Consider the following 16,661-nt stretch of genomic DNA (forward strand, 5'->3'; position numbering starts at 1 on the left):
TCTTCCTCAATAAGATTGCTCTTTTCATTACTACTAGCTATCTTTTTCCTATGCAAATTGATTTTGGTTATGCAGAGATAAAGCGATATGTTGATTAAATACACGGGACAAGGAACCTGTCCCCTTGTCAAATTTTAATTTACATAATTGGAATACTTTTGGTAAAATCAACTAAAGGATTAGTTCTTTTGGACCAAAGGAGATAAAAAAATGAAGCCTCTATCCGTTACCGAACCTACATCGCCTACTAATGCCGACTTATTAGTTAAAATTAACTGCCTCAGAGTTGAATTAATTGAAGTGGGCTTATTAATTGGACTGAACCATCCTATAACGATTTCCCTTAGTCAAAAACTAGATAAGTTGATTTCAGAGTACCAAAAGACTCAAATATACGGACATTAAAGTAGAGGAGGTTATATGCAAATGGATAACGAATTAAGTAAAGAAATCATAGAGTTAGTAAAGATCGCCTCAGAATCTGGGGTAAGTAAAGAGGATTTCATTAAATTTCTAGAAGAAAAAAGCAATACTTCTTCTAAAGCATTATAAGAGTAAATTATAAAAAGAGCGTCTCTAATAAGAAATCTCCCTAAATGTTAAATGTATCGAACAAAAGCAAGACTACTCAGTATCAATAGACGATGACGGGTTGTGTGTATTAAAGTATATTTCTATTTGATTTAACCCCTTTACATCAATCGTAAATTTTTTTGCTTCATCTCTTGGATTCATTTGATGATGAAGAATTTCTCTTCCTTTTTCATTTTCCTCATATCTGTTGGATATTAAAATGTTTTCCCCTTTTACAGTTCTATCGTTCTGTTTTCCTTTTATTGCACCATAACACATAGTAGATTTCACCTAATAATTTAATAACTGTATTGATCTTAACAAAAAGAAAGCTATGACAATGTCATAGCCTTAGTTTTTCTTATATTGAATGACTTCTTTGTCAGCAAGAAGATAATAGTTTCCGCCAACATAGACTTTATTTCCTTCTACTTTGTAAGCACGGTATTGATTGCCCTTTTTGAGGGTCTTTGCTTCAGTACCGTCAGCTTTGTATAAGATGGTATCTTTCTTAAGGTAAGCCATGCCTGTATAGAAGACCGTTTTATCTTTCTCATATTTGACTTTATACCCTGCGCCCACTTCAAATGTATTGCCATTCTGAGAGTAAACTCTTATAGCTTCTCCAGCTCTCAGCATGCGGTAGATTTTACCGTCAGGGCTGTATAAAGGGGTTGCCTTTTTAATTAATACACGTCCTTCGTACATAACGGTTTTGCCGATTTCATTCTTCACATAATATTGGCCGCCAACGTTATAGTAATCTCCAGCAAATCCATAAACTCTAATTTCACCTTTAGCAGTGATTCCTGATGAAGTATAAGTATCATCCTGTAGCCGCTTCAATAGTTCTACAGGTTTTTTCACTATAATTCGGTACAGGTTCTTTGTGAATTATTGGATCCTGGTCCTTTTCTTCCGTTGGAGCAGTATTAGGCAATCCAATAATGGTAAAAGTACTAAACTTCGTTATTTCTATAGAAACGCCGGCTGGCTTTCCAGTTGAGTCATTCTGAATGACAGCTCGTTGGATCGCTTTTTCACCGTCACTATGTTGGATATATATCGCCAAGGATTTTAGGAACTCATCTCTTTCTACTGAGTCTTTAGGTAGTTCTATGTCTTTTAATGAAAATGTCACCATGGTTTTTTGGTCACGATAATTGGTTTCGATGATCATCGGTTTTCCAAACACTTGAACTTCCTTGTCTCCAGCTTGTTGTTTAACAAGTTCTGCATTCACGGTATCTTTGATGATTTGGCTCTTTTCCTCCTCTTGTCGGATCGGAACAACCTTAAAGTATAGCTCATCTTCCGTTTCATTTAATTGGCTAACTGAGGTTTCTGGCAAGTCAATCGTTACATCATCGGTTTGTAGACTTACTGCAATCTGAGATTGAGTTAATAAATTCAAGGCCTGCTTTTGAATTTTCACTGTGATTTCATCAGCTAAATCGTTAGGAAGATCTGGTATACGAATAACAATAGAATCTTTGTTTTGTTGAACTGCTTTTTGAACAGAATCTTCCACCTGCTCTTCGTTCAATTCTACTGAATCTACTTTTTTATTATTGTGAGTACTTCGCACAATATCCACTTTTGCTGTTGTGTCATTCCCGACTCCTACATCACCTTGACGTACAGATTCGCTTGGACCATCACCTGTTGATGGTGGAGAAACTGGAGCAATATATGGAAAGACAATAACTTCTACAACCGGACTCGGATTATAGTCTGTTTTAGCAGCAAATCTGACTTCATAAATCCCCGCTTCTAAACCAGTTGTTACAGTATCTGTTGCATGGATCCAATTTTCCGTTTCTTTTAATCGGTATTCCATGCCATTTGTTGTACCATTGATTTTGCCATTATTTCCGGTTACTGTTGGCGCTACACCAGTTAATCCGATTGGAGCAAGCTGGTCACCCTTTCCTCTGTTGACCTTTACTTTATAGGTCTTTGTGGTGATTCCATTTTCCGCTGTTATGACCATCGTAATCTCATTATCTCCTACGCTCAAATGAATAGGAGTGCTTGCCTCACCGCTTTGTACTGGAATTCCGTTCACGACAATTGTCGCCTTAGCATCTGCAGTGCTTGGTGATAGTGTAAGGGTTTCAACTGCATGATTAACGCCAACTGAATATTCTAGATCATCAGCTGAAAATGCTGAATCAAGAGAGCCAGAAGATAAGATGATATTGCTTAAGTCTGCATTCGCACTTTTAGGTAGCTCGACTATATTAAAGCTAACAGTACCTGTGTCGGATTGAGGATCTGGACTACCATTTGTGGTCCCGTTATCTACTATTGTGTATTCAAATTTTGCCGAACCAACAAAGCCTTGTACTGGAGTGAAAATTACACTACCATTCTCAACCCTAACAGTTCCACCAGTTATTTCACTAACATCATCAATTGTTAATGTTTGACCCGCTTCATTGCTAGGTCCAGTGCTGTCATTTGCCGTTAAAACTGAAACGGGAATCGAAACATATCCTGTCCCTTCCATAACATCAGCCAGTTGATCATCAACGGCAACTGGTACATCATTTACCTCTGTGACAACAATAGAGGCGTGCTCAGGATCAGACAGCTTCTCTCCCTCTGTTCCTGGAGCTGCCTGAACATCGAAACCAAATCCTGTTGTTCCAAAAGCATTTATATCAGGCATGAACTTTAAGCCAATATCTCCGTCGATTAAAGGGATATAATCTCCATTATGAATCGGAAAAGACCCATCATTTTTATATAATGTTCCACCCACAATATTTGTAATTTTAAAGTAGTTTGCATCACTCCTGTCAGGATCTATAACAGGATGAATCACCAATCCATTACCGTTCATGGTGTCTTCCTCTGTTATCGCACCAGTAACAGATGGTTTTGCAGAATTTCCTTTATCTCTATTCACCTTAAGAATATAGGACTTTACTGTTGATCCGTCCTCGGCTGTTACTTCTATTGAAATGGTATTTCCCCCTATAGTTAACGGTATTGCTACAGGAGATCCGCTATCTATTAATAGATTATTGACCTTCACCTTCGCATGACTATCAGATACTATTGGTGTAACTCCAATATTGCTAGTGCTATTAGCGACGGAGGCACTGTATTCAATTCCACCTGAGCTAAAAGAAGGTGTTAATGATCCTGCACTGATGATAAGATCCAGCAAATCAGCATTAGTTGAAGACGTATCATTTACCGATATTGCTAGACTTTGAACGTTTCCTGCACTGAATTTAAACGTTAGCGTAGTGATGCCAATAGGCTTTGTTGAAAGGTACTCTTTTTTTATCGTAACTAAGCCGTTATCACTTACCGTATAATCAGTTCCAGCTTGTAATACCTGCCCACCGTTAGTAATGCTTGTTAATGTATTTCCTTTTAAAGTCAATGTTGTTGTCACATCTGTCTGGACACTAAGTTTCTGATCAAACGAACTAGTAACCGGTGCAATTGTTGAGTTTTCGTCTGGCGGGGCGGATTTATTTACTGTCACAGTATAGGTTCTAGTAGTGACGCCATCTTGTGCCATTACGGTCACTGGAATCACTGTTGGACTGTCTACATCTAATGTAAGAGGCATAACTACTCCAGAATTTGCTGCTATACCGTTGACCGTTAAAGTCGAGTTACTATCTGCTAAGATTGAAGTTATGTCAATACTGTTCACGTTATGCTCAACGGTTACTGTGTAATTCTCCTGCTCTGGTGAAAAAGTTAGATTTCCGGGATTAATGGTAAGGCTAGAGAGATTATTATTAGAACTTAAAGAAATAGTTCGTGTTTTAACTAATCCAGAATAACCTGTAGCTATTATTCTTTTATCCCCAAAAGATATTGTCGTGAAGGTCTTGCTACCACCAGAAATCTCCGTTTCCCAAATTAATCCATCAGAAGACGATAGGATAGTTTCACTAGAACCACCCACATAAAATTTGCCATAGCCATATGCTGCGGCTCTTAAGCTTATCGCTGTAGCCCCTGCGGGAGGAGTTCTAACTTCCCAATCTACTCCATCCTCTGACACGTATATATAGCCATTCATCCCCACCGAAACAAACTTTCCAGCCCCATATGTAATACCAAAAAGCTGATTAGTCGGATGGCAGTATTCACCTTAGTCCATCGCTCACCGTCTACTGAAGAGTAGATGACTGAACTGTTGTCATTCCCTCGCCCGACTGCAATGAACTTGCCTTCCCCATATGTAACACTGTTAAATATAGCTACATTACCTGGAGAATAGTTATCCCAATTTTCTGCATCTGCTGAGGTGAGGATGGTACCGGCATCACCTACCGCTACAATTTTATCTTTACTAGAAGCAAATGAGTTTAATGTAAAGTTATTACCTGAAGTTCGAGAAATCCACTGGTTCGAGTCGACTATTGGGTCTATTCCTTCTTTCAAAGTATAAATATCCCCTTTAAAACATGCTACAACCCATTTGGGCATAGTATTTTCTTCCCAATAAAAAGCAGTTGGTGATACTGGTGAGGGAGAACACTCGAAAGACATGTTAGCTCTTTTCCATTCCGTTCCGTTAAGTGATTTTCCATACTCCCCATATCCGCTAAATAAAAGCCATTGCCCTTCACCATAAACCACACTATTATCAGAAGTAGATCCAAACCCTGTGTAGGTTGTGTTCCATGTAGTAGCATAAGCTCGCAGGCCAAAATTCCCAAGGTTAAGGCTGTATGACATTAAAAATAAAATAATCACTAATAGTAATTGCTTTCTAAGTTTAGTAGACAAGTATAATTATCTCCTTCATCATATACGTTAGTATAAGGTATATTGTTTTAGGTACTATATACTAGGAATTATAAATTATTTATATAGGAAAGTTTAGCAAATTTTTTATATAATACTAGAATTTTCATTTTTTCATAAATCTCATTTTTCGTTTTTTCATTTATTGCACCATGAAATTTTCTCTAAAAAAATAAACTAGTGCCCATATCCCTTTTCACTTCGGGATAGACGCTAGTTTATTAGTACTCAATTAAATTTAAATCTTTAACAATAAAAAAGAGGAAAATCTAGGATAAGAGACCAGACCCCTAATTAAAAAACTCCTTCAAAATCTCTTCTTCCATATTCAGTAGAGTATCAAAGAGTTCATTTGGTAGGGCTTCATATCAAAGCGTCCTTTGAATATTCTAAGGACACTTTCTCTACATTTTTATATATCTAGTATAAACATCTGAGTCCAGTATGTACTATACTTCGCTTTCTCAGCAGTTGCAAAGCCAATTCCAATTTCTTTATGAAGACCAAGGATATTCATTCTATGTCCAGGCTATTCATCCAACCGCTAACTACTGCTTCTGGTGATTGATAGCCGGCTGCGATATTTTCAGCTGCTCCTTGATAAGAGATACCATACTGGTTCATCATTTCAAAGGGTGAACCGTATGTTGGAGATTGATGACTAAAATAGTTATTTAAACCCATATCATTGGCTTTTTCTCTTGCAACAGAACTTAATTTAAAGTTTAGGATTAGTGGGTTATCTTTACCGATTATTAACCTTTCGATATTTGTCATTAAAAAAACATCGTATTCAAAATCGTTTATTTTAAACGTATTGCCCTCTTCGATCTTCACAAATTTATTAGTTCTTAAGGAGTTTTCAATCATTTCGAGTGAAGAATCAATATAAGATGGTACATCTTCATAATTACCCGCTTCTTTAATTGCTACTGCTCTCTTTTTTAATCGAGTTAACTTATTTAAATCGCTAGAAATATCTGAGTTTCCATCAATAACCTGTAATCCAATATTTTTCAATAAACGGTATTGTGATACCTCATAGATCACTCTTTCTCTCGCAATTTTAGCTGGTCGCACATATGTCTCATTTAGCTTGTCTCTATTGGACTTTCCTCTTATCTTACCAACCTCTGTTTCAACTATCTTAATATAGGTTGATAATAGATCATAGTAACTATCAATGATACCTATATTTCCATAGTCAATTCTATCGTTGAACACCTCTAAGATTGCCTCTAGATTTTGAGCTTCGAAATCGACTTTTCTAAATTCAGCTGCATACGTTTTGTTTATCCCTATGTTCATTAATATGGTCGTGATTAATAAAACAACAGTTCTTTTCAATTCAATCACTCCCTTATACAAAATAAAAAACACTACAGTTATCCCATAGTGTTTCTTCCAACATCAATTGCAACCTGACAATCATAGCATTTTGGAGGGAAAAGAAAAAGGCTCAGTGTTATATACACACTAAGCACTCTATTTCAGTATTACCTCATGGTAACAGTATCAAGGTTCTTTTTTTAGTTGTGCTTCTTTCACTAAATCACCTTAAATTTATTTATATGATTATCAAAATTACATTTTTGCTTTAATAATTTTACTATTTTCTTATTTCTACCTTCAAAGCGATCTTTGAAATAAAATTTATATTCAGATTTCTGACCTTCACTTTCAACCATAATGCTAAGCTGTTCTTTTAAATATTGGAATGTCCCCATTTCATTTGAGACATAATATCCTGTACCCTCAGAACCATAGTGGTAACCAATAATATTATTAAAATTAAACTTATAAGAGTCCTTATTTGAAATAAATACGAGAGAATCTTCTGTTAAACCCATTGTACCTTTTAGACCGTCAATACCTTGCAAGCTTACCCTTGTCGTAATAATTGGATCTTCATTTAGTTTTTCTTTAAACTCTTTTACTCGTAAATACTCTCCAATTTTATCAATCCCAATTGAAAGAAGTAATCCAAAAAACAAACAACGGGACCATACATTAAATAAAGTTCCATCAGTCGTAGGAAATACCATATCTATTAAAAGCATGCATAATCCTACTGCAATTAACAAAGCAGAAATAAAATATCTTACAGAACGCATATACTCACTGTTTCCTCTCTAATAAAAGATAGGTTTTATACGGTTAGGTTATCATTTTACTAATCTAGTTTCTTCCCACATTTACTACAATAATAGTCTCCAATTCCGTTTGGATAATCACAATCTGAACACTTCACTATGAAGTTAACAATCCTTTTTAGCATAGGTTATCCCTCCCTCCCTGTTATTTTGTTTCATCACACAATGAATGAATATTAATATTATAATATATACGTATGAATAGTCCTAGGTATTTTTACTCAAAAACAAAGAATTTGGTACAGGTAATAAGGGTAACTAGTCCAGTTGACCCTTATTAACTAACCTTATCGAACCAGGGTATATTATTTATTTTGAAAATTTCTTTTCAAATTCATCAAATTTTTTTAAATCATTAACATACCAATGATAAGGAGGAAAACTATCTCCATCCATATGAACATATTGACCATGAATTGTTTCCATTCCAGCAAATTCTAAAAACTCCTGCATTGTAACTGACAACTTTAAACTTTCATCATTTTTTGCCTTGAATGTTAATCTTGATAATTTATCAAAATCTGATAATATATTTCCTGACCAAGTGTATAACTTATTAAATATGACACCATTAAAACTATGTACTACTGAGTTTTTATCTAAAAGAGTTATAATTATTTCATTATCTTCTAATTCAATTGAGTAAATAGGCTCATTTGTACTTGTTATTCTTCTCAAGATCTCTTTATAGAAGTAAGACAATTTATTGTAATCATCAATATATGAAATTTCATCTTTAATATACTCCAAACTTTTTATCCGTTGAAGTTCATCGTACTCTTTTTGTTGGTCTTCCGGACTTATAATTCTGTAACCATCGGTCTCAGCCAATGCTGCATCCCACTCTTCATCTGTTTGTGGTAATACATATTGTTTAGCGTAATTAGCTTTACCTTTTATTATTTTACCATCGTAAGATACATAGTAGTGCTCCCCATTTTCATCCACTGGAAATTCAAAGGTTTCAATTAAGCCTTTTGCTTCTCTTTCTTTCTTTTCATTTTCAAAAACATAAGATTCGAATGCCTCTTCCATTATTTCTACTACATAAGGATTATCAATTACACCCAATTTTTCAAAATCAATAGTACCAACTTCTGTAAGTGGTACCCTTGAATAATCAATAGATTCATAATCAATAAGCCCCCTCTTCTGTAAGTGGTATGCTAGAATAATAATCAGTAGTTTCGACTTCATTATCTAGGACAAATCCACCTGTTTCTTTCATTTCTGTTTCAGTGATCGGTTTTGTTGCTTGTTCTTTGTCTGAACAACCTGTTAAAGCTATTAGTACGACAAATGTAAAAACTAATATTATTTTCATCTTATTAACTCCTAGATTTTCATTACCTTTTCACATGGTAAAAGATTCTTCCCCCCTCCTCAAACTAAGTATTTTGATAGGTTGGGGAAAATAATGTATAAAGATTCAACTTTGTACATTCTAATATGTCATAAATGTACATCATACTATTGACATGGTAATCCCAACCGAAATCAAGTAAATTTATAACTTTTTTATAAATAAACGAAGATTAAGTTAGATATAGGAGGAAGGTGTATTGCAAGATAAACCTTACTTTTGTCAATTAAAGATAAAAGGTGTATTCGTGATGTAGGTTAATGCATTAGAACGATAGATTTTTTTCACTTCTAACATTTCTTCTCTTGAACATACTTTTTTTAGGTATTTATATGCTAATTTGTTCATTTCTATTTCGTCCAAAGTTTCACTATAAACCTTAAATAAGACCAAAGAAACGTATATTCCTACTAATAGAATATGTATCCATGAATAATTGTAGAAAAAAGAAAGTATAAGTAGTGGTAAAAAAATAAAAACCGATATTTTTTGAGTATATATCTTATAAAGACGAGCGTAATTATATTGAACTGCATGCATGGCTTCGTGAGCTGCGACAGCTACTGAATAAACCGTTCGATTTCCAAACACCTCTGGACCCAATTCAATATGATGATATTTTGGGTGATATATATTTCTGTGTAGTTTATTAGATTTTTTTATTCCTACCATTGGTTCATCATAGTAATCTAGTATTTTTGCTGCTATTTCGTCTCCGCTAAATTTAAATTTTGCTGTTTGTTTATATAGAGCTAAAAAGGCATTCACAGCTAAATGATTAACTATCAAAGATATTATTAGTATTGTAACAATCACATATGGTGCCATTATTTCTCCTCTTCCACCCTATTTTTATATCTAAATATCAGTTGATAAGAATTCGAAAACCAAGGATAATGATGTATTGTTAAGCAAGCAGAGTTAAAGATAGGATAAAAGTAAAAATAAATGTGATCAACAAAATCAACATAAATACTAGATATCAACAATAACAACAATAACAACAATGTGTAAATGCTACAACTTTGAAAATGCACTTATATTACAAAGGAAAAGAACAGCTAAATTTCAACGTGATATTTTCGACATCTTCGACATAAATTCTTTTCTCAATGACAAATTCACAAGTTTCAGAGGTTTCAATAAAAGAATATTAATTTAATAGGATATAATCACCTGACAATATATCCATTTTATATAATTTCCCATCATCTCTTACTTCAAAAAAGCCAAGTGCAGTTGCTACTCCCGGATCACCATTTCCTAAAGCTTCATTATCCTGGTATGTATCAATACTATAACCTGAATTTGTACGATCATACACCTCAACAATTACATGATTAGCATTCATTCCAAGATAATCTGCAATATATTGTTCTATTTCCTCATCTGTCCAATTCAACATATTATTTTTGCGAGCTGCTTCTGCTCGCGCCTTTTCCTCAGCTAATTGACGTGCCTCTTCAGCTCTACGTTGTTCTTCAGCTTTAATAGCTGCTGCTATTTGTTTATTATTTGAGGCAATCGTTTCTGCTATTGTAGTTTTAATTGATTCATAGTAGCTTGCCTGATAGTCTGTTAAATCTAGTGCCATTAATTGTTCGTTGGCTTCATCATATTTTTCATTGTCCACTAATTTTAAGGACTCATTAATTTTTGTTTGTAATCGATTATATTGCTGTTGATGCTGTTCGGTGGTTGCTCTAAATTCTTTTGCTTTTGTAGAGATTATTGTTGATCCGTTTTCAATTTGTGAAATTCCATCAATCGCTTTATATACCTCTTCAAATTTTCCTTCGTTCAATAAATCTTCAAGTTCTTGATATTGTTGCAGTTGATCTAGTATATGTCCTGCTTCAGCACTCTCTTCATAACCAGCAGAAACGGCTTTAGTTAATAGACGTTGAGCTTCTACAAATTCCTCTGCTGTTATTTTATCTTTTGCTTGTTGTAATGCATCCTCATAGACCTTTTGCTCTTCACTTGTGCAAGCAACTAATAATGATACTATGAGTACTATAATTAACAATAAAATTCTCCTCACTATGTTTCCTCCTAATAGATGAATAATTTCCTTTATCTTAAACCCTTCGAAATTGGTTTGGGTTAGCTGACTCTTAGCTAGATTGTATCGTTGTGGTCTTTTCCAAAAATGAAGCTCTTGCTCATGTACTTAAGAAGTTAATTTTAAAACAGACCTCCACTTCTATGAGTAGAAAAGGAGGTCTTTTCTTATGCAGTCAACGAATGGTCTTATACAAATAAGTTCTTATTACAAAACTACCAAAAGATATGATTATGAAAGTCTAAGTGAGATGCGTTGGTTGTTTTTATTAATTACCAATCCTCACCATACTCTCCACCATAATACATACCAACCCTAGAAATAGTATTTTTTCTCTGATACTCACTTATTGTTCCAAGATAAATTGAATCATCTTCTATCCCCACAAATGCATCATCTGGAATTTCAGTTTCTGCTAAAAGATTTAACTCATTATCGATTAAATTTATACTTGAATTAGTGATAATATAAAAAGAACCATTCTTTCTATGTTCCACTTTATTAATAACAGTAGAACTATATGGTCCCACTCTTACTGTCTTATCGTTTGCACCATCATATAAAGGCTCCCCAGAAACAATATCAATTTGTCCAATTTCTCCGCCCTTAAATTCATAGTAGTATTTACCATTCTCGAAATCTATAAATACAATATTATTAGCAATATTATAGTTATCTACTAATGTTTGATAATCACTTGGTATTTGTTGTTCGTCCTTGTACATAGGAGTAATCTTACATCCACACAGCCACTACCGCCTGGGTTTTCAACTAAAACTTTACCTAAAGTTGATTCAACAATAGTAACTTCGGTTTCTTCGTCAACTTTAAAATGATTCACTAAGACAGGACCAACATAATCAGCCTCATGGGATTGATGCTGAACTATAATGTCCTTTACTGTTTCTCCAGAATCCAACACATCCACATGTTCTATGTGACGAATAACCTTCTCCTCATCCAATGTAAATTTATATTTTAAATGGTTCAGACCATAATCATCTCCAATAATTTCTGAGATTGGTGAAAAATTTGCCATAACGCTACTTGTTTCACCTGTCAAAGTATCATATGTTGTTTGTATAACAAAAGAATGAATTTGTTCTTCAGTTAGGTATGCAGAACCACCATCTTCAAGGTAGTATTCCTTTCCACCAATCGCATCTACGTCATAAAGAGTGCCGGTACTTTCATATACATTCCCCTCATTATCAATCATCGGTCCATAGTCTCCACCCATTGTGTGAAAATCAAAGTTTGACTCGTCTATTTCCATTTCTGTTGTTTCTTCCTCAGTAATCTCTTCTTTGATAATCTCTTCTTCAGCTGTCGCACTTTTGTCTTTTGTTGGTTCTTTAGCAGTTCCAGATGTTTCATGTTGTGAACCGCAAGCAACCAAAAAAGAGCTTAAGATAATAAATGTGAAAATTGTTAAAAATATCTTTCTCACTAGTTGTTCCTCCAGTAGATGATTTTTAGTCATAAAGACCTACTCAATTATAACAGAAAAACTTTGCATATTCTTATATTTTACATAATAACCAAATATGTGCTATTAGAAGAATGATATGTATGAAATTGTTTATAAAAGAAAATATTAGTGAGGAATTTTGAAAAGAGAGTTTGAAAATTACAAGGTAGTACAATACATGTAGGGAAGATTGACTTTTCATTTATACTGGTATTTCAAATAGCATTCTCACCAGACGCCTAACATCTTAGCGATTTCGTAATCCTAACAAATGAACCCCTGCCATTCTTGGCACTTATCAATATTCACCACTTTTCTTATAGCTATTGCTTTCGATAAAGTATTTAATGTCCTCCAACTATTTAGCGATATCTGCATTAAGTACATTCCAGATATAACTTTCAATTTTTCTAGATTCTCTAGTTATTCTAACTCATACAATAAAACATATAGTTTGTAAACCGTTCATGTGATTTTGAGAATGCATTTCTTTTCTGTGGTGGTTTTATTACGACCTTTCCTAACGGTTTCGATTTACTTTCTCCGACATAGGTTTCTGGTCTCTGAGAGGGAGCAGTTTGATTGATTTTGCTAGATTCAGAAGTAAACTTTATCTTATTACGTACTTTCTTTTGTTTAAGATCATTTTCAACTTCCTCACTAGAAACATTAATTAAGCTAGTATTACTATTCTGGTTCTCTTTCATTCTTTCTAAGGTAACTTTCAACCCTTCTCTTCCAACTGGCATTTTCATTTCCTCCATTTTATCTACGTATTTACAAACGTATGTGTATACATTTATGTATTTGTTTTTAAAAATGGAGAAGTAAACTATTTAAGATGTTTAAACTGCCGACAGTACTATAATTATGACGTGAGTTTTTCAATCAAGAAACATATCACATCTATTGGTATTGCTGGATTTTACAATACCATACTTTACCTTAGATAGTTTTGACGTGAGAATAAGGATATTAATGTCGTGAGTTACTCTAATGATTCAACAACAGCTTCAAGGTAATTAATGTACTTCTGAACCATCTCCCGTTGAAATGGACTAGGGATACTGTAAATGGCTCTTTCTACCTCTGATTCATCGATCTCAATCTCTGATTCTACAACTTCCCCAAGAAGCTGTTCAATCAACTCTGCTTCCGTTAGCATTTCATTTTCATAGTAACCTCTTGTACTATCAAATTCTCTAAAGAATACCTTTCCATTAATCGTTATCTTGTGATATATTGGCATGATTAATTCTCCTTCACCATTAATTGTATTAAAGCCGTTTCTCCATCTCTTATCACTATCTTTAGCAACCACTCTTTGCTTTCTGAATCTTTAGCAATCGCTCCAATCCATTCTATTCCTTCATGATCTTCAAAGACCATCGTTTCAAACATTAGCACTTTTGGTAATCCGTCTCTCATTTCATTCGGTATTAGAGATTCATCGATTTCATCTAGGTAGAGTTCATTTGATTCAAAGCTAATTTCCTCTAATTCACCTTCAACCTCAAATTCATCCTTAAATATATTTACAAACCACTCATGCTCCTTCACCTTCTCTTCCTCCTTTCAAACGTATCCTTTTTCTTTTATTGACACGTACTCATCATCACCAAGGATAATGTGATCAAGTAGTTCTATTCCAACGATCTTCCCTGCTTCAGCTAATCTTTTGGTAACATCTAAGTCTTCTCTTGAAGGAGAACTGTTTCCACTAGGATGATTATGACCTACCATTATTGAAGCAGCATTGGAAAGGATCGCAGACTTCATGACCTCTCTTGGATGAACGATACTAGCATTAAGACTTCCAACATGACAAATGTTGATTGAAACAGGTTGATTTTTAGTATCTAGTGAAATGACGATGAATGCCTCACGATCTAAATCACCTAAGAAATGTTTCATCAGCTTATATCCATCCTCTGGTGATCTGATACTCCTTTCCTTGTAAAGAATGCTTGTTTCCTTTACTAGTTTTAGACTGACAATGTTTACTCGTTTAGCTGGTTGATTCTTCATTTTAGTTCCTCCTTAAAATAGAAAAAGCCCTAACTCCTTAATGGAATTAGGGCTTAAAATATCTTATACAAAAAAATAATATATGCTTATCATTCTATTAGATTCGGTTTCTAATAAAGAAAAGCCATGTAAGAATATTCTCACATGGCTTTTAGTAGATCTTAACGATCATATAGTCTTTCAAAAATTATATGACTATTATTCAGCACTCCAAGTTGCAGTAACAGTTTGACCTACTTTACCTTTGTTTCCAGTTAATGAACCACCAGCTATTGCAGTATCTAAACCATCAAAATCAGAATCTGTTGTAATAGTTACTACATCAGATGCAGAAGATAATAATGATCCTGCAGGTAGTGTAATAGTAGTTACACCAGCAGCAGTAGTAGAAGCATCACCTGTAGCTAAAGTAACAGCAGTTCCGTTAACTTTCACTACAAAATCAAGTCCAGTTACACTGCTATGGTTAGAGAAGCCTTCAGTAAATGTCACTAGAATAGTGTCATTTGCAGTAACTTCAGCTTTTGCCATTGCAGGAGCTGTATTTTCAACAAGTGCTACATCTTGAGTAGAATCTTTAACTGCGTGACCATCAGCATCTAAAATATTCTTAGTTGCTAAAGTGTATTCTCCATTAACACCAATAGCATCAGCTTTAAGAGTTAATTTAACAGTGTCTTTAGAAGTAGAAGTAAATACCGCTCTTTCGAATGCAGCTTCACCTTCAACAGTATAGTTTGCAAGATTAAGAGCACTGCTTCCAACTTCATCACTGAATGTTACATAAACAGTGTTATTATCTGTATCAACCACTTGACTTGGTGCAGTTGTACCGTTAGAACCATTACCTACAACAACTTGTGATGTTGCTGATTCTTCTGGTACAGCAAATGTGATAGTAGTAGCAGCATTACCTTGTTCAGCAACATCTTCTACATAACCACCAGCTAATGAGATTTTATAAGAACCACCTGGTAGCTCAGCTGATGAACCATCAAAGTTATCCGCATCAATAACTAATTCGTTGATATCATCTCCATCGATATCTTCAACTGTAATAGCAGCTGTATCAATAGAAACTGAATCCTCAACATTTTCACTAGTTACATAAGTTGCAGTTAAACCTGCTAATGAACTAGCTGCAGCAGCTGTTAAGTTACGATCAAATTTAACAACAACTTTATCACCAGTAGATGTTGTTACGAATTCAGCAGATTTAACTGCAGGTTTAGAAGACTCAATAGTAACAAATTGATTTTTATCTGCACCAGCATTTCCTGCTAGGTCTTTATAGCTTTTTAATGTAATCTTGTGTAAACCTTTTGCAGTTACACTTGGTAATTCAACAGTGAAGTTTTTGTCATCAGAAGTAGTAATAACAGCAGAAGTATCTGCAACTCCATCCACTTCTACAACAAAGTAATCGATTGAAGAGTCACCAGCTGGATCAGCTTTAATTTTCTCATCAAACTTAACTTCAATTACACCAGCAGGGTCTGTGTTAATTCCTAAGTTTTTAACAGAAGAAACTGTTGGAGCAGTTTTATCATCTGAAATCTCAAAAGTTTTTACAGTTGGGTTAGAAGTTACTAAGTTTCCAGCTTTATCTTTAAGGCTAGCCACTTTTAGAGTATATGAACCTTTAGTTAAACCAGAAACATCTACTGTAACTTTACCAGTTGTTGCATTGTATACAGCTTTTCCAGCTGATTCTAAGAATCCGAATTCTTTGATTCCATTTGAATTGTATACAGCAACAAAGTCATTAATGTCAACACCATCAGTTGTTGATCCATCTGCAGCTACAGGCTCACTTACAACAAAACTAATTGTTTGTGAATCTTCCCAAGTAATATCGCTAATTGTTGGGCGAACTGTATCAGCAAGAGAATAAACTTTACTGAAGTCTTTAATTTCGTTTTCTGCATCATCATATACATTATCGATTTTCAAAGTATAATCAGTAGCTGTAGAAGTTAATTCTTGACCAGCTGATAATGTAATAGTAGCAGACTTTTTATCATCAGATAGTTTAACAGTACCAACACGGTCAGTTGCACTACCAACAGCATATAATTCGTAGTTTGCTGCTTTACTTGCAGAAACTAAATCAAGTGGTTTATTGAATGTTACTTTAACTTGAGTAGCGTTAATCGCACTTACAACATTTTTTACCACTTTACCCAATTAATCATCATCAATGATATTTTACCTAAATTCTTC

19 protein-coding genes are annotated in these 16,661 nt (G+C 34.3%); 2 read left to right on the forward strand and 17 right to left on the reverse strand.

Translation table 11 applies throughout. The features are described from left to right. Positions 1 to 210: 210 nt before the first annotated feature. Both MVE64_RS11410 and MVE64_RS27400 read left to right on the forward strand, forming a co-directional pair. The gene (locus tag MVE64_RS11410) at positions 211 to 405 is read left to right on the forward strand and encodes an aspartyl-phosphate phosphatase Spo0E family protein (RefSeq protein ID WP_247346508.1); all 195 of its coding nucleotides are present in this window, start codon (positions 211 to 213) and stop codon (positions 403 to 405) included. A gap of 21 nt (positions 406 to 426) precedes the next feature. Further along, on the forward strand, positions 427 to 552 hold the full coding sequence (locus MVE64_RS27400) for a hypothetical protein (RefSeq protein ID WP_281730478.1): 126 nt from the start codon (positions 427 to 429) through the stop codon (positions 550 to 552). A gap of 72 nt (positions 553 to 624) precedes the next feature. On the opposite strand, the gene MVE64_RS11415 is transcribed toward MVE64_RS27400, so the two are convergent. From MVE64_RS11415 to MVE64_RS11495, 17 genes are all read right to left on the reverse strand, one after another. Continuing rightward, the gene (locus tag MVE64_RS11415) at positions 625 to 852 is read right to left on the reverse strand and encodes a hypothetical protein (RefSeq protein ID WP_247346509.1); all 228 of its coding nucleotides are present in this window, start codon (positions 850 to 852) and stop codon (positions 625 to 627) included. Between the two features lie 72 nt (positions 853 to 924). After that, positions 925 to 1,419: a hypothetical protein gene (locus MVE64_RS11420; protein ID WP_247346511.1), complete on the reverse strand. Its 495-nt coding sequence runs from the start codon at positions 1,417 to 1,419 to the stop codon at positions 925 to 927. After that, positions 1,400 to 4,627, reverse strand: coding sequence for a cadherin-like beta sandwich domain-containing protein (locus MVE64_RS11425; RefSeq protein ID WP_247346512.1), 3,228 nt, complete (start codon positions 4,625 to 4,627; stop codon positions 1,400 to 1,402). Before MVE64_RS11425 ends, MVE64_RS11420 begins: the two co-directional genes overlap by 20 nt. Beyond that, on the reverse strand, positions 4,624 to 5,340 hold the full coding sequence (locus MVE64_RS11430) for a beta propeller repeat protein (RefSeq protein ID WP_247346514.1): 717 nt from the start codon (positions 5,338 to 5,340) through the stop codon (positions 4,624 to 4,626). The genes MVE64_RS11425 and MVE64_RS11430 overlap by 4 nt, the downstream gene beginning before the upstream one ends. Positions 5,341 to 5,871: 531 nt before the next feature. Next, complete coding sequence (locus MVE64_RS11435; RefSeq protein ID WP_247346515.1) at positions 5,872 to 6,705, reverse strand: CAP domain-containing protein; 834 nt, start codon at positions 6,703 to 6,705, stop codon at positions 5,872 to 5,874. Positions 6,706 to 6,905: 200 nt separating this feature from the next. Beyond that, positions 6,906 to 7,472 carry a hypothetical protein gene (locus tag MVE64_RS11440; protein ID WP_247346516.1) on the reverse strand — a complete coding sequence of 189 codons (567 nt, stop codon included), beginning with the start codon at positions 7,470 to 7,472 and terminating at the stop codon, positions 6,906 to 6,908. Positions 7,473 to 7,820: 348 nt separating this feature from the next. Next, a complete protein-coding gene (locus MVE64_RS11445) occupies positions 7,821 to 8,708 on the reverse strand; it encodes a hypothetical protein (RefSeq protein ID WP_247346517.1) in 888 nt (295 codons plus the stop codon). Then, positions 8,647 to 8,835: a hypothetical protein gene (locus MVE64_RS11450; RefSeq protein WP_247346518.1), complete on the reverse strand. Its 189-nt coding sequence runs from the start codon at positions 8,833 to 8,835 to the stop codon at positions 8,647 to 8,649. The genes MVE64_RS11445 and MVE64_RS11450 overlap by 62 nt, the downstream gene beginning before the upstream one ends. Positions 8,836 to 9,096: 261 nt before the next feature. Then, the gene (locus MVE64_RS11455) at positions 9,097 to 9,702 is read right to left on the reverse strand and encodes a zinc metallopeptidase (protein ID WP_247346519.1); all 606 of its coding nucleotides are present in this window, start codon (positions 9,700 to 9,702) and stop codon (positions 9,097 to 9,099) included. 325 nt (positions 9,703 to 10,027) lie between these two features. Beyond that, positions 10,028 to 10,918: a hypothetical protein gene (locus MVE64_RS11460; RefSeq protein WP_247346520.1), complete on the reverse strand. Its 891-nt coding sequence runs from the start codon at positions 10,916 to 10,918 to the stop codon at positions 10,028 to 10,030. A gap of 293 nt (positions 10,919 to 11,211) precedes the next feature. Then, the gene (locus tag MVE64_RS11465) at positions 11,212 to 11,664 is read right to left on the reverse strand and encodes a hypothetical protein (protein WP_247346521.1); all 453 of its coding nucleotides are present in this window, start codon (positions 11,662 to 11,664) and stop codon (positions 11,212 to 11,214) included. Further along, positions 11,619 to 12,389 (reverse strand): hypothetical protein, encoded by a 771-nt coding sequence (locus MVE64_RS11470; RefSeq protein ID WP_247346522.1) that lies wholly within the window; start codon positions 12,387 to 12,389, stop codon positions 11,619 to 11,621. The genes MVE64_RS11465 and MVE64_RS11470 overlap by 46 nt, the downstream gene beginning before the upstream one ends. A gap of 449 nt (positions 12,390 to 12,838) precedes the next feature. Then, positions 12,839 to 13,159, reverse strand: a complete 321-nt coding sequence (locus MVE64_RS11475) for a hypothetical protein (RefSeq protein ID WP_247346523.1) — start codon at positions 13,157 to 13,159, stop codon at positions 12,839 to 12,841. Positions 13,160 to 13,398: 239 nt separating this feature from the next. After that, positions 13,399 to 13,659 (reverse strand): hypothetical protein, encoded by a 261-nt coding sequence (locus MVE64_RS11480; protein ID WP_247346524.1) that lies wholly within the window; start codon positions 13,657 to 13,659, stop codon positions 13,399 to 13,401. 2 nt (positions 13,660 to 13,661) lie between these two features. Next, positions 13,662 to 13,970 (reverse strand): hypothetical protein, encoded by a 309-nt coding sequence (locus MVE64_RS11485; RefSeq protein WP_247346525.1) that lies wholly within the window; start codon positions 13,968 to 13,970, stop codon positions 13,662 to 13,664. Between the two features lie 15 nt (positions 13,971 to 13,985). Further along, the gene (gene radC, locus MVE64_RS11490) at positions 13,986 to 14,438 is read right to left on the reverse strand and encodes a RadC family protein (RefSeq protein WP_247346526.1); all 453 of its coding nucleotides are present in this window, start codon (positions 14,436 to 14,438) and stop codon (positions 13,986 to 13,988) included. A gap of 198 nt (positions 14,439 to 14,636) precedes the next feature. Continuing rightward, positions 14,637 to 16,625, reverse strand: a complete 1,989-nt coding sequence (locus MVE64_RS11495) for a hypothetical protein (RefSeq protein ID WP_247346528.1) — start codon at positions 16,623 to 16,625, stop codon at positions 14,637 to 14,639. Between the last annotated feature and the right edge of the window lie 36 nt (positions 16,626 to 16,661).

Source organism: Metabacillus endolithicus (assembly GCF_023078335.1).
Classification (GTDB): domain Bacteria; phylum Bacillota; class Bacilli; order Bacillales; family Bacillaceae; genus Metabacillus; species Metabacillus endolithicus.